Below are 14,362 nucleotides of genomic sequence, written 5' to 3'. Positions count from 1 at the left end.
TGCAGGTGGCCGCTGCCGTAGTACAGGTGATTGACCTTGCGCCCATCCGGCAGGGTCAGTGTGGTCAGGTTGCTGAGTGGGTCGTACTCATAGCCCAAGGTGCCAGCGGGTGTGATCTCTTTCGTCAGCCGGCCCAACAGATCATAGGTGTACTCAAGCTTTTCTTCCGTGATCCCAAGCTGCTTGCCGATCCCGGTCGGTTGCCGCTCGATGCTCAGCAACCGGTCACCGTCGTCATAGGTGAATCGCTGTTGTGCGTCGCTATTCAGTTTGGCGATCAGGCGACCAATGGCATCACGCTCGAACAGCGTATGGCGCTCTGGCCGTTCGGCATTTTCGCCATAGCCAATCTCATCCAGTCGGGTGAGATGGCCACCGACGTTGTAGCTGAAGCGCCGGGTCAGGTTATCCACCCGCACTTCTTCGCTCAGCCGGTCCGACACGTCGTAGGCAAAGCTGTACGTGGCGTTGTTTTCGTTGACCAGTGCGGTCAGGCGAATGGCCTTGTCGTACTCGTAGCGAACCCGCTGGCCCTTGGCATCCTGGCGGCTGCTCGGCAGGCCGCGGGCCGTGCGCATCAGGCGGGTGGTTTGGCCCTTTCCGTCGGTGTGGCTGAGTACCTGGCCGTAGACGTTGTAGGTAAAGGTTTCGGTGGTGCCGTCCGGGTGGCTGATGCGCTGCACTTCGCCATCGGGCTTGCGTTCCAGCGTGGTGGTCTGGTTGAGCGCGTCCGTTACCGCGACCAGGTTCACACGGAAACCCAACAGCTAGACCCTATAAACGTAAATCTTTGAGTCTTTATTGCGAAAATATAGCCCTATGACATTTTCACCTTCTCGCTCTACGAATATCTCTGTACCAGGAACACTATTACTGGCATATGTAATCATTGACACTACCCGCCCTGCTTCACACCTATACTCATAACACCAGTACTCACCATCTTCATCCAGGCGACATGATATATTTGGAACCCCCCCTTCAAATATAACCCCAGATGCCCTAATCGCCTCTCCGTCATCGTCAAAACGTACTGAATAAGTCGACTGCCCCTCCAGCTGATATATTTCAGTCTCTATTACTGTAGAGCTCACACCATATATATCCGACCTGTGAAACCCACCTTGCTTCGAGAAATAAAACTTAAAGCAATTTTTTTTATTCTTTGGCTCCGAACTCAAAATGGGAGACGGAGTCACCCCAGACAGTTCCAACCCATAAGGCAATATAGAAAAACTTGGACCTTTGGACCATTTTATTTCTTCACTTGCGATGCACTGCATACCTACGCTTTCAGAAAAATCAGCATCAAGCTTAGATTTTAGAAGTTTAAGCAAATTCTTAAATTTATCGGGAACCACAGTTACCTCCTAACAGCGAAAGTTTTACCACTATTTAATTGTTCCTTCAACTCAGCAAGCCCACTCAGAAACTCTTTCTTCGTTGTTCTACCAACCAATGAATCATACACATGTTGCTTGTAGGCATTCCCAGGTATGCCGGCACCCTTGTGTGGCGTTGCCAGCGTACCGGGAACTCGAGCGGATTCTGTATTAGGCAACCAAATGCCATTTTTCTTGTTATTTATATCGATTCCCAGTTCTTTCATTTGCTTTCTCAAGGCTATCATTCTGACGTCCTTTGAATTGGACATAATGATGTGATGCGCATCATACTGCCCTCCACCTACTGGTTTACTCCCGAGGCTATCTGCAAGTTTTTTCGCATCGGACCGACAGGACAGACCAAGTGGATCCAACCATAGAGTCGGATTTAGAGCATACTCATAGAGATTCATTCCACCGTCGATACTCAACGGATCTTGTGTTACGAAACGGCCAACATTAGGATCATAGAATCTGAAAGTATTGTAGTGCAGACCTGATTCGTCATCAAAGTATTGCCCTTGGAAGCGTAGATTCTGCTCAATCTTACTAACAGGCAGTTGCTCTACCGCCCCCCACGAGCGATACGTTGCCTGCCAAACAATCTCACCCTCGCTATCCGTCAGCTCCAACGGCGTCCCAATCTGATCCGTATGGAAGTAATAGACCTTCTGCTCTTCCCCTTCAGCCTGATCAACCCGCGCCAACGGCGCATAGCTTCCCGGCTCGTACAGGTACAGAGTGTTCTGCCCAGGCGTCTCCTCACGCAGCATCCTCAGCCCCTGCCAGAGGAAGCGCTTCTGTTCGAGTTCGCCGTTGATTTCCGCCTGCTTGGCCACCCGCCGCCCAAGGCTGTCGTACCGGTACTCGCCTCGGCTTTCCAGCTTGCCGTTAACCAACGTCTCCGCCCGCACCAGCCGGTTCTCGCAGTCATAACTAAAGCTCTGCAGCTTGCTGTGCCCCGAGCGCTTCTCGATCAGGTTGCCCCACGGATCGTAGCGGTACTCCTGGTCCCGCCACTGTTTGATCCGGTTGTCCTTGACCTTGTCGAATTGCCGCGCATTGAAGTCCAGACGGTTCGCCGCCGCGTCGTAGCGGAACTCCTCGCTGCCGATCAGCGAGCCGGTATCGCGACTGCGCAACTGGCCGTTGGCTTCATATTCGTACTTGATCTCGCCACGCAGCTTGTCGAGGGTGCGCACCAGTTCACCGGCCGGGTCGTACTGGTAACGGCGGTGGATCGGATTGCACGCATGCTCCACCAGCAGCGACGTATTCACGCCAGTGTTATGCACCTGCGAGAGCTTGTCAGCCGACAAGGTTGACGCAAACTGCCAGGCCTTGCGCCCCATGGCGTCATAACCGAAGCAGCTGGTGAGCTTGCCCTGCGTGCGGTACACCTCGCGGTGCAGGTCGTCTCGCTCCATGTCGCTGATCACCAGCCCGTCCAGGTTCAACTGGTGCAGGTGGCCGCTGCCGTAATACAGGTGATTGACCTTGCGCCCATCCGGCAGGGTCAGCGTGATCAGGTTGCTGAGTGGGTCGTACTCATAGCCAAGCGTTCCGGCGGGGGTGATTTCCTTCGTCAACCGGCCGAGCAGATCGTAGGTGTATTCAAGCTTTTCTTCCGTGATCCCAAGCTGCTTGCCGATCCCGGTCGGTTGCCGCGCGATGCTCAACAGCCGGTCGCCGTCGTCGTACGCGAATGTCTGGCTCGCATCACGGTTGATCTTGGCAACCAAACGGCCAATGGCATCACGCTCGAACAGCGTATGGCGCTCTGGCCGCTCGGCATTTTCGCCATAGCCAATCTCATCCAGTCGCGTGAGATGGCCACCGACGTTGTAGCTGAAACGCCGGGTCAGGTTATCCACCCGCACTTCTTCGCTCAGCCGGTCCGACACGTCGTAGGCAAAGCTGTACGTGGCATTGTTTTCGTTGACCAGTGCGGTCAGGTGAATGGCCTTGTCGTACTCGTAGCGAACCCGCTGGCCCTTGGCATCCTGGCGGCTGCTCGGCAGGCCGCGGGCCGTGCGCATCAGGCGGGTGGTCTGGCCCTTGCCGTCGGTGTGGCTGAGTACCTGGCCGTAGACGTTGTAGGTGAAGGTTTCGGTGGTGCCGTCCGGGTGGCTGATGCGCTGCACTTCGCCATCGGGCTTGCGTTCCAGCGTGGTGGTCTGGTTCAGCGCGTCCGTTACCGCGACCAGGTGCTGGCGTTCGTCATAGCGGTAGTACGTGCTCTTGCCCGAGCAGTCCTGATAACGCTCGACCTGGGCCAGGGTGTTCCACCACAGGTACTTGGACTTGTAGGTCGCATCGAGGAAAGAGTAGGGCAGGTTGTGTTTCCTGTAACAGCAATCGGGGCATGTCGAGTGAATACAGATCTGGCAGGTGGAGAATTGTGAAGATAACTCGCAAAAATTTGCCCCTCTCGCATCGACTGAAACATACGCTTCAGCCGTGAATAGCCAGTTTTTAAAGAACAACTATCAAGTGCATTAGCGGCTGAATACGTAACCAGCACACTTCAAAACATCCGCTACAAAAGCATTACAGGAGTCCGTCGAGCAGCGGAATATCGTAGGCCTTGTCCTTTACAATTTTCTTTGAGGTCATCGCTTCTTTTATTTTAACATCATTCCCAGCCACGCCCCCCAACTTAGCAGCACAATGTATCAATACAGCAGGATAAGAATATTCATCTGGAGACATAACAACATCACTTATAGTCCTATCAGTTGGCACGATAGCAGCTAGCATTTTGGGAACATAAAACTCCTCCAGAACAATCCGAATATGACTACAAACCTCATCCGCCAGAGCAGGAGGGGGTGTTTTTATAGCCCCATCCCCCCCGCCACTAAACCGCTTACTGTGCTCACCTGACGAAATGAAAGAAAAACAGCCATCATTAAATAAATTACTTTTGTAAGGAGGGCTGAATTTTGACGCACACTCAAAAAGCTCCCCCCCAGAAACTATCCCGGCAAGCACATAAGAATCTACGCGCGCGAGGTGGTCCAAGAAAAGTTCAGCCACATTTTTTTTATTATACTTAAATTTTAATTTATTCTTTACGGCCATCACGCCATCAAACCTTGAGGCAACGACCTTTAGCTCTTTAAGCAAAGCAGCTTCAAAATACAACCGATTCTCTGAACCCATAGTTCACCCATATTTAAGGACGTTAAATATCGCATCATGCACGGCTCCTTTACCACCAAGCAATTTGCCGCGCGCACTTTTAGTATCAACTTTCAGCTTAGCCGCAGTACCGTTGGATGGCTTAATAGTCCCACCCCCAAGGTGTTGCGTAGTATTTGCAGGATTGTTCATGTCAAATACACCTGCGGCTTTTTGGTTTTTAGTAAGCGAACCTGCGCCATGCTTTACTTCGAACACATGCAAATTCCCCTGAGCATCTCTAGCAACGAAATCCGCTCTAACCCTACTTCCATTAACCTTCATGGTAACTTCTTCGGCAACGATCTTAAAGCCGTTACGCTCTAAGTCGTGCATCGCCTTTGATCGTCCCTTCTCACCACTTGCGGCGCTTTTGCACAAGCCTAATGGATCAATCCAGGTCAACGCATTTGGTGCATACTCATAAAGATTATACCCGCCTTGAAGGCTTATCGGATCCTGCGTAATAAATCGCCCTGTCTCAGGATCATAATATCTGAATAGACTATAATGCAGCCCTGTTTCGCGATCAAAGTATTGCCCTTGGAAGCGTAGATTCTGCTCAACCTTACTAACAAGCAGTTGCTCTACCGCCCCCCACGAGCGATACGTCGCCTGCCAAACAATCTTGCCCTCGCTGTCCGTCAGCTCCAACGGCGTCCCAATCTGATCCGTATGGAAGTAGTAAACCTTCTGCTCCTCCCCTTCCACCTGATCGACCCGCGCTAACGGCGCATAGCTACCCGGCTCGTACAGGTACAAGATGCTCTGCCCAGGCGTCTCCTCACGCAGCATCCTCAGCCCCTGCCAGAGGAAGCGCTTCTGTTCGACCTCACCGTTGATCTCAGCCCGCTTGGCCACCCGCCGCCCAAGGCTGTCGTACCGGTACTCGCCTCGGCTTTCCAGCTTGCCATTGACCAACGTCTCCGCCCGCACCAGCCGGTTCTCGCAGTCATAGCTAAAGCTCTGCAGCTTGCTGTGCCCCGAGCGCTTCTCGATCAGGTTGCCCCACGGATCGTAGCGGTACTCCTGGTCCCGCCACTGTTTGATCCGGTTGTCCTTGACCTTGTCGAATTGCCGCGCATTGAAGTCCAGACGGTTCGCCGCCGCGTCGTAGCGGAACTCCTCGCTGCCGATCAGCGAGCCGGTATCGCGACTGCGCAACTGGCCGTTGGCTTCATATTCGTACTTGATCTCGCCACGCAGCTTGTCGAGGGTGCGCACCAGTTCACCGGCTGGGTCGTACTGGTAACGCCGGTGGATCGGGTTGTAGGCGTGCTCCACCAGCAACGAGGTATTCACGCCGGTGTTATGCACTTGCGAGAGCTTGTCAGCCGACAAGGTTGACGCAAACTGCCACGCCTTGCGCCCCATGGCGTCATAACCGAAGCAACTGGTGAGCTTGCCCTGCGTGCGGTACACCTCGCGGTGCAGGTCATCGCGCTCCATGTCACTGATCACCAGCCCGTCCAGGTTCAACTGGTGCAGGTGGCCGCTGCCGTAATACAGGTGATTGACCTTGCGCCCATCCGGCAGGGTAAGCGTGGTCAGGTTGCTGAGCGGGTCGTACTCGTAGCCGAGCGTGCCGTCAGGGCTGATTTCTTTGGTCAGCCGACCGAGCAGATCGTAGGCGTACTCAAGCTTTTCTTCCGTGATCCCAAGCTGCTTGCCGATCCCGGTCGGTTGCCGCGCGATGCTCAGCAACCGGTCACCGTCGTCATAGGTGAATCGCTGTTGTGCGTCGCTATTCAGTTTGGCGATCAGGCGACCAATGGCATCACGCTCGAACAGCGTATGACGCTCTGGCCGTTCGGCATTCTCGCCATAGCCAATCTCCTCCAGTCGCGTGAGATGGCCACCGACGTTGTAGCTGAAACGCCGGGTCAGGTTATCCACCCGTACTTCTTCGCTAAGCCGGTCCGACACGTCGTAGGCAAAGCTGTACGTGGCGTTGTTTTCGTTGACCAGTGCGGTCAGGCGAATGGCCTTGTCGTACTCGTAGCGAACCCGCTGGCCCTTGGCATCCTGGCGGCTGCCCGGCAGACCGCGGGCGGTGCGCATCAGGCGGGTGGTCTGGCCCTTGCCGTCGGTGTGGCTGAGCACCTGGCCGTAGACGTTGTAGGTAAAGGTTTCGGTGGTGCCGTCCGGGTGGCTGATGCGCTGCACTTCGCCGTCGGGCTTGCGTTCCAGCGTGGTGGTCTGGTTCAGCGCGTCCGTTACCGCGACCAGGTGCTGGCGTTCGTCATAGCGGTAGTACGTGCTCTTGCCCGAGCAGTCCTGATAACGCTCGACCTGGGCCAGGGTGTTCCACCACAGGTACTTGGACTTGTAGGTCGCATCGATGATGGTGTGCGGCAGGCCGTCATCGCTGTTCAGGTACTCGGTCATCTGGCCGAGGGCATCGATTTCGGCGAGCAGGTTGCCCTTGTCGTCGTAGCGCGCCTGCCAGGTGCTGCCATCCGGGTAGCTGACTTTGGTCACCAGCGAGGTCAGGTGGTGGTACTCGTACTGGATCTTGCGCCCCAGTGGATCGGTTTCTTCCAGCAGGCGGGCGTATTCATCGTACTTGAAGGCGAGCCGGTTACCGTCTGGCAGGCCCAGGCCGACCATGTTGCCGTGCTCGTCCAGCTCGATGGCGTAACGTTCGCCACCGTAGTCGCGGCTGGCGACCACGCGGTGGTCGGCGTTGTACTGCACTTGCAGCTCACGGCCGAGCACGTCGGTGGCCCAGCTGGTGCGGCTGTCGAGGTCGTAGCGGAAGTGGTAATGCTCGCCGTCACTGGTCCAGTGTTCGACCACGCGCGGCTTGTCGCCCAGGGTTTGCCAACGGTAGTGGCAGCCCAGGCCCAGGGCGTTGCTGTGGGTCACCATCAGGCCGTCGGCGTAACTGAAGCTGCGCACGGTGTCGCCGTTGCGGTTGATCACCGCGCTCAGTTGGCCGTGTTCGTCGTAGCGGTACTGGGTGAGCGTTTCCACCGCCTCATTGTTGACCACGCGCTTGATGTCGGTCAGGCGACCCAGCGGGTTGTCGTAGTGCAGGTGCACGCGGGTGCCGCCGGTGGCGCTGATGTCGGTCAGCGTGCCGTCGGGCGTGCGGGTGAAGTGCAGGAAGTGGCCGAGGGCGTTCTCGATGCGTTGCAGCGGCACTTCGGTATTGGTGTCGGGCACTTCGCCGAAGTAGAAGAACAGGTTGTCGAGGGTCTGCAGGATGTAGTGGCCACCCTCGGTGCACACCAGGTACACCTGCTCATGCGGGTTGTAGATCCGTTCGCCCGGTTGCAGGGTCACGAACGGGACTTCGCGGCCTTGGTTGTCGGTGAGGTAGATGAATGCACCCTCGCGGCGCAGGCTCTGCTCCCAGGGCAGCACCCAGCCGCGGCCGAGTACGCTGTCGACCGACAGGTCGCTGGCGTAGAAGCGCGACCACTCGATCGGCATCAAGCCCGGCAGGCTGAAGTCGATTTCATCGGGGATCAGCTTGCGGCCCGTGGTGAGGTCGACCGGGTTGCCGACCAGGCCGCCGATCGCCTTGCGGGCCACGGGTTCGACCACGTAGCGGCTGGCCACTTCACCGGCGACGAAGCCGGCAGTGAACTTCAGCGCGCAAGGCATGATGGCTTTCATGCCGGCTTGGGTACCGGCCTTGATCAGCTGGGCAATACCGCCTGCGGCACCGGCGATGGCCATCAGCACATCCACGGTGGTGCGCAGCCACTCCGGGACTTCATCGTCCACGGGCAGGTAGCGGTGGGTGCCGCCGCCGATGATGACGTTGTCCGAACCACCGGAAATGGTCGCGCCGCAGGTCAGCTTGTCGCCCTTGCGCGCAGCGGCCACGCTGTTGATGAATACATTGGTCGAGCCTTCGGCAATTTGCACCGGCCCCGGGTGTTTGTCGCAGGCGCCAATGCTTTTTTCAACACGCGCAGCCTTGCGGCTGTTGATGAAGACGTTGGGTGAGGCAGTGGTTATCGTCCCTGAAGGGGACGAGAACATACTGCCTATCGCCTCTCCGGCAGCGGTCAGCAAGCTGCCTCCAATACCAGCTGCGAGGCCGGCCAGCAACGCCACGCCGAACCCGCAGGTGAACGTGGCGATGGCCACCGTGGCAACCAGTGCGATACCCAGGGCGGCGCCAATCAGGAAGCCCCCCAACGCGCTGGTGTGCGATATCTCGTCGCCGAACCTGGCCGCTTCGAACATGAGGGGTTACTCCTGTTCGCCGGGCTCGGAACGGCTTACGGGCGTGCGCGGAATGAAGCTCGCCAGCAGGTTGTCCCAGTCCTGGTTCTGTTGGGCACTGAAATCTGCCTGTGCCGTGGTGGAGAAGATCAGCGCACGGCCAGGGCTGATGATGAAGGCCGCCTGGCGCTGGTAAAGCGGGCGGCCTTGGTTCATGTAATAGGCGTCGATCTGAATACCGGCAATGGGTGCGGTAGCAGAAAGCGCGACGGCCTTGTTGCCCAAACGGGTGTAGCCACGCAGCTTGGAGGTCAGCATCTTGACCTGGCGATCGACATAGGCCTGCAGTGCTTCGTCTGGCAGCAAGGTGTCACGCGAGATGGTGATGCTCAACGGCGCGGGAACACTGGCACCCAAGACGAACATGTTGACCGTGCGGTCCTCGAACCCTGCTGGCAGCGCTATGCCGCCTTCCTGCAACTCGTAATCCATGCGATGAAAATTCCTGATAACAAAAAATGGGGGTCAGCTCAGCGCGAAGCCATCGAGCATGCGGTCAAACTCGGCCAGCCACTGGCTCAGGCCCGGCTTGCTGGGGTCGATTACGCATGAGATATCCAGCCATTGCAGTGACTCGCTGCCGGCGATGGGCACCAGCGCGCCGACCAAGCGACCATGGCGGGGCTCGTGGCCGGCATTGAAGTGAAAATCCACCACTTTGGCGGGGTTACCGGCCAGGTGGCAGTCACGTTTGCGAATCACGCGCAGTTGCGGGCTCATTTCGCGCAAGGCCTCGATTGCACGCTCGAAGAGTTGCTCCAGCGGCTGCCTGGCGCGTACATCACGGCGGCGGATGCTGAGGCTGACTGGCTCGCCTTCATGCTCGAGGGTGGTCTGGATATCGCGGAAACGAAAGCCGACTGGAAATTGCAGGTTGAAACCCGCAAAGGTGAAACCGCTGGCCACATCCTGCAGCACTGCCGGCAAGGGTTCCGGTGTGGGCACAGGTTCGGGCACATGAGCAGCTTCTGCCAGCTTGGCCAGGCGCGCTGCCTCCTCTTGCGCTTCGCGCCTGGCGGAGATGCGGTCGTAGATCGAGGGCTTGTACATGTACCTTGCCTCAGTCGTTGATCCGCACTGCGGCGCCAGTGATTTGGGTAGTATCGGTACTGGTGGTCACGATGACCTTGCCTTTGATCTCGATGCCTTCCGGGGTCAGCGTGATGCTGCTGTCGCCCACCTGCAGGATGATGTGCTGCTTGGCGGCCACCTGGATGAACTGGTTGTCGACCTGCAGGGTGTAAGAACCTTCGGTCACTTGCACCACGGTGTCTTTCTTGACCGTTTCGGTGTGCGTACCGCCAACCGTAATCGAGCGGTTGTTCCCTACATCATGGGTCTCATCCAGCTCGATCTCGGTATCCATGTTGCGCTCGGCATGCATGATGATCTGCTCGGCGCCGGCCTTGTCTTCGAAGCGGAAGAAGTTGGCGGTACCGCCGTCGCCCTTCATCGAACGCGTCAGGAACCCACTCTGGGTCTTGTTCGCCGGCAGCGACCATGGCGGGGTGTTGGTGCTGTTGTACAGGCTGCCCATGATCAGCGGCCGGTCCGGGTTGCCGTCAAGGAACACCACAACCACTTCGTCGCCTATGCGTGGGATCTGGATGCTGCCGAAGCCGCCGCTGGCGCCAGACTGGGTGACGCGTACCCAGCAGGAGCTCTGATCATTGAATTCACCGTTACGATCCCAGTGGAACTGTAACTTCACCCGCCCCAGCTCATCGGTGTAGATCTCTTCGCCGTGTGGACCGACCACAATGGCAGTCTGCGGGCCGCTGATACCCGCCCTTGGGGTGCGCAATGCGGGGCGGAACGGGATTTTACGGCGGATGCAGCTAAAGCTGTTGCGGTAGCCCGCTTCGCCATCGTTGGCGTAGTTGTTCTGTCCCCAATGGGTGACGGAAAGCAGCAGAAACTGGCGATCGTCCGGGGCGTCGTTGTCGTGATCGTAATGCTGGCTCAGCTCGAAGTAATGGCCAGGTTCCATGGCGCGGCAATTACTCTCGCCATGGAAGGTCTTGCCGTCGACCTCCATCGCCTCCAGCCGACGACGTGCCTTGCGCATGCCTTCATCGGAATCGGCATAGCCGTAGAGGCCTTCATATTCAAAGACCTCGTACTGGCCAACCTCGCCCTGCTGATTGACCGAGTTCAGCTGCACCAGATGCGGGTTACCGGGTTGCTTGTAGTCGAAGGACTTGAGGGTCAGGCGGGTTGGCTGCATCCGTCGCGCCGAAGACCACGCCGTGATCGAGTCGGCGGTTTCGGTGACCGAAGCACTGTGGTAGCGGATCAGCGGCTGGCGCTCCAGCTGCGGAAGCATGCTGCTGTCATCGCTGATGATCATGCGATGGCCTTCCTGGGAGTGCTCGAAGGTGAAGAACAGCCCTTCCTGCTCGAGCAGGCGCAACACGAAATTCAGGTCCGATTCCTGATACTGCGTGCAGTAGCTGATTGGCTTGAGCGGCTGGCTCAGGCGGAACTCATGCTCGGCCAGGGACAGGTAGTAATCGAAAACTTCCTTGACGATCTGCTCGGTGGTCTTGTCCTGGAAGATGCGCGAGTCGCGGCGACGGCTGAGAATCCAGATCCAAGGCACCAGTTCAGCGGTGTAGTTGGCAATGCCGCCATCAGCACCGGTGTGCACGAAGTCCGACACGTGCGCACTGATGTACCTAGTGGTGCCGTCGGCCAAGGCAATCCCCAACGTGACTTTCTTGCCGATAAGCTTCTTAAGTTCGATGCGAGCGTCTTGCGAAATGAGGTGTGCCTGGAAACTGAACAACTCCGAAATCGCCTCGCGGCCGCTGAAGCTTAGGAGTTGCAGTTCTTGCTCGGGAGGCAGTGGAGAATCGAAGGTGAACAGGCGTTGATGCTGGGTGAGCATCGACTCGAGGGCATCCGTAATCATATCAATGCATCCTGCATCAAGCTGGAAATCTCACAATGAAAACGCGCTTGGCTGAGGCTGTCAAATGATGGCGATAAGCCAGAACACCTCACATCGAGGACAAAAGCCGCGTGCAACTGGTGCATCATGGGCCGGTGTATCAGTCGACACTTTCTTGATTAATTACATCGAAATATGTCCTCCCGTTTGATCTGCTGGAGGTCTGGAGTGTAGGCTCCCTACGCCTAGCCATGAGGCAGTAGATCGCGACTATCAGGGAGAATCGCCATGAGCGTGAGCGAAAGCCAACTCAGCCAACTGGACCGGGAGATGGACCAGAATCACCGGGAAATGGTGATCATGTCGATAGAAGACTTCCACGCACAGGCCCAGTTAGCCCAGCAGGCACATGGCGCCACGCAGCCTCCGCAAGTGTGTACTCGCACGCAGGGTGACCTTCTGACCGGTACCTGGAACGGCGTGAAATCCACCTACAATGGCCTGCCCCACACCTTCGTCAACACTACTTGGGGCGTGCCTACGGCCATGGCGGCCTGGGACGCGAAAAACATCGTCGGTTTCATTCGTGACATGAACGGGATGGGCACGAAAGTACGCTACACCGTGCGCAATGGTAAGCAGTACGTGATTCTCACCGGCTACCCAGGCCTGCGCAAAACGCTCAATGCAACACGCTATGGTGTTCAGAACGCCAAGTTGGTCAGCATGGGCATCGGCAAATACGGCGTGCGCGGCTCCTCCATCAAGGGTTTCAAGCTCTCGTGCTATGTGGCGGTAGCCATCGAAGTCGCAGAGTGGGTGTTTGGCGACGAGCACATCATGAGCGACCTGTTTGGCGGCATTGGGGTGGAGTTGATCAAGGCTGGCATCGCTTCGGCGCTCGGCTACGCCGCAGCGCTGGCTGCTGGCGCACTGTTCACGGCAGCCGCAGCACCGGTCATCGCCGGTGCGCTCGTCGTTTTTGCAGTGGGCCTTGGGCTTAATGCACTGGACAACCACTTCGGCATCAAGAACGCAGTGAAGGCCGGCCTGCGCTATGCCGTGGATCATATCGAGGCAATCCACAAAACCATCACCGAGATCAAGCCAGCCGACCTGCGTCGCTATGCTGAAGAAACGGCTACCAACATCGCAGGCAGAATTGCCGACGAGCTTTACGATGAAGCCAAGTCGTGGATAATCCGCAAAGTGCGCCCCGACGGGATCGACCTGCCAAACTGGCCAAGCGCACCCCGCCTGCCATCGATGCCTTCATTGCCATCGCTGCCCACGTTCAACCTGCCCAAGTTCTGAAAATGACTACACACTCTTCGCAGATATCCCCCGGGCTATCGCCTCTCAAGATCAGGTTGCTGGCTGTTGGCATGATTGCCGCAATGCTGCTGGTGGGCGCCATTTCCGTTTATGCGTACCTCAACTACCTGTTCCCGCTCTACGGCAGGCTACTGCGCGGGGCCCCAGTGGTCGAGACGCCGTATCTCGCATTTGGCCTGCTCATGGCTCCGCCGGCACTGGCCATTCTGCTGGTTGGCAGCGCGATTTGCGCCTGGACGGGTAAAAAGTTCGACCCTCCTCCTGCCTCACGGCTACACCGTTTCCAGACTCAGATGTTCGGGTTGTCACTGAAGACACTGATTTATGTCGTTCCAGCAGTGATGATACTGACAACCGTGGCGTTGCTGGCCAGAGGCTATTCGCCCTGCCCGAAACTGTTGATATCAGGTTCTGCCTGGCAGTTGTTCTGGGTCAACGATGACCGGGTGTGCTTCAAGCCGGATCACTACATCAACGACAACTGGCCGTGCAAGGTTATCGACGGCAAGGACGTTTGCGTCCAGGTCGATGGGCGGTAAGTTGCCTACCTTGGCCAGGCTCAAAGCGAGTACGGCGGAAAAACCGAAAAGGTAGCAGTTGATAAGCCGCAGTGACCTGGAGACGGGGCGACGGGGATGTACAGCGGCGCCCCTCCGGTCTGCGCACACTCAGGCATTAAATGGACAAACACACACTTAGGGATCAACCCCATCGGGAAGCTTTACAAAACCGAGACCTTAGCCACCAAGGTCAGGTAATTAACATGAAACCTACTACACCACTCAAGTATGTAGACAAAGCGCTCGCGCTGACGATCACTGAACCCTATCCGTGCCTGCCGTAGAGAAGGTCATCGAGCTCATCGCTCAGCGGCGACAGCTCGAACAGCCGGCTCGCCAACCTACGAATATGCTGCGACCAGGCCACCTTGGCCACCCACTCCGACGGCATGCCCGATACCCCGTAGAGCGCCCCCGCAATCTGCCCTGCCGTTGCAGCGACACTGTCGGCATCATCGGCAAGGTTGGCGGCCAGGAGGATCGCGTCCTTGAAGTTGTCGGTGTTCCATACGGCCCACAGTGCTGCTTCCAAGGTATCAATGACGTAGCCGGAGTAGCGGATCTGTTCGCGGCGCTTTTGCTTGTACTCGCCCGCATTGATGATCATCGGGCGAGGCCGCAACGAACGCACCGCTGGGGCCAGGGCCTCTTCCTTGTCTGCACCGTTGAGCGCCGGCCAGGCCAAGCAGCGTGGCCTTGGCGCGGTCCAGTGCCTGGTCCTGTGATAACGTCCAGGATCTGTTGTCCAGCCATGCTGGTTTGAT

Annotated in this window: 8 protein-coding genes and 3 pseudogenes; 2 read left to right on the top strand and 9 right to left on the bottom strand. The window is 57.4% G+C overall.

From position 1 onward, the window contains the following. From SB756_RS06115 to tssI, 8 genes and pseudogenes are all read right to left on the bottom strand, one after another. Positions 1 to 755, bottom strand: a pseudogene (locus SB756_RS06115) (type IV secretion protein Rhs); the annotation flags it as partial. Between the two features lie 12 nt (positions 756 to 767). Further along, entirely contained in the window at positions 768 to 1,361 is a 594-nt protein-coding gene (locus SB756_RS06110; RefSeq protein WP_410910405.1) for a hypothetical protein, read from the bottom strand. A gap of 2 nt (positions 1,362 to 1,363) precedes the next feature. Continuing rightward, positions 1,364 to 3,721 (bottom strand): annotated as a pseudogene (locus SB756_RS06105) (RHS repeat-associated core domain-containing protein); the annotation flags it as partial. A 214-nt stretch (positions 3,722 to 3,935) separates the two neighbouring features. Continuing rightward, positions 3,936 to 4,550, bottom strand: a complete 615-nt coding sequence (locus SB756_RS06100; RefSeq protein ID WP_174375498.1) for a hypothetical protein — start codon at positions 4,548 to 4,550, stop codon at positions 3,936 to 3,938. A 3-nt stretch (positions 4,551 to 4,553) separates the two neighbouring features. Next, the gene (locus SB756_RS06095; RefSeq protein WP_410910404.1) at positions 4,554 to 8,771 is read right to left on the bottom strand and encodes an RHS repeat-associated core domain-containing protein; all 4,218 of its coding nucleotides are present in this window, start codon (positions 8,769 to 8,771) and stop codon (positions 4,554 to 4,556) included. Positions 8,772 to 8,777: 6 nt separating this feature from the next. Beyond that, positions 8,778 to 9,242: a DUF1795 domain-containing protein gene (locus tag SB756_RS06090; RefSeq protein WP_341798790.1), complete on the bottom strand. Its 465-nt coding sequence runs from the start codon at positions 9,240 to 9,242 to the stop codon at positions 8,778 to 8,780. 33 nt (positions 9,243 to 9,275) lie between these two features. Then, on the bottom strand, positions 9,276 to 9,860 hold the full coding sequence (locus SB756_RS06085) for a DcrB-related protein (RefSeq protein ID WP_341798789.1): 585 nt from the start codon (positions 9,858 to 9,860) through the stop codon (positions 9,276 to 9,278). Between the two features lie 10 nt (positions 9,861 to 9,870). After that, positions 9,871 to 11,724, bottom strand: coding sequence for a type VI secretion system tip protein TssI/VgrG (tssI, locus tag SB756_RS06080; protein WP_028613922.1), 1,854 nt, complete (start codon positions 11,722 to 11,724; stop codon positions 9,871 to 9,873). A gap of 267 nt (positions 11,725 to 11,991) precedes the next feature. Here tssI and SB756_RS06075 point away from each other — a divergent pair, with 267 nt between their 5' ends. Both SB756_RS06075 and SB756_RS06070 read left to right on the top strand, forming a co-directional pair. Continuing rightward, complete coding sequence (locus SB756_RS06075; protein ID WP_028613921.1) at positions 11,992 to 13,017, top strand: hypothetical protein; 1,026 nt, start codon at positions 11,992 to 11,994, stop codon at positions 13,015 to 13,017. Between the two features lie 50 nt (positions 13,018 to 13,067). After that, positions 13,068 to 13,577: a hypothetical protein gene (locus SB756_RS06070; RefSeq protein WP_410910420.1), complete on the top strand. Its 510-nt coding sequence runs from the start codon at positions 13,068 to 13,070 to the stop codon at positions 13,575 to 13,577. A 286-nt stretch (positions 13,578 to 13,863) separates the two neighbouring features. Here the strand turns inward: SB756_RS06070 and SB756_RS06065 are convergent. Further along, positions 13,864 to 14,271, bottom strand: a pseudogene (locus SB756_RS06065) (ADP-ribosylglycohydrolase family protein); the annotation flags it as partial. Positions 14,272 to 14,362: the final 91 nt, after the last annotated feature.

The sequence above is a fragment of the Pseudomonas sp. SIMBA_068 genome, assembly GCF_046534705.1.
Classification (GTDB): Bacteria; Pseudomonadota; Gammaproteobacteria; order Pseudomonadales; family Pseudomonadaceae; genus Aquipseudomonas; species Aquipseudomonas putida.
Note: the sequence above shows the minus strand (reverse complement) of the source record. Positions and strands in the feature narration are given on the sequence as shown.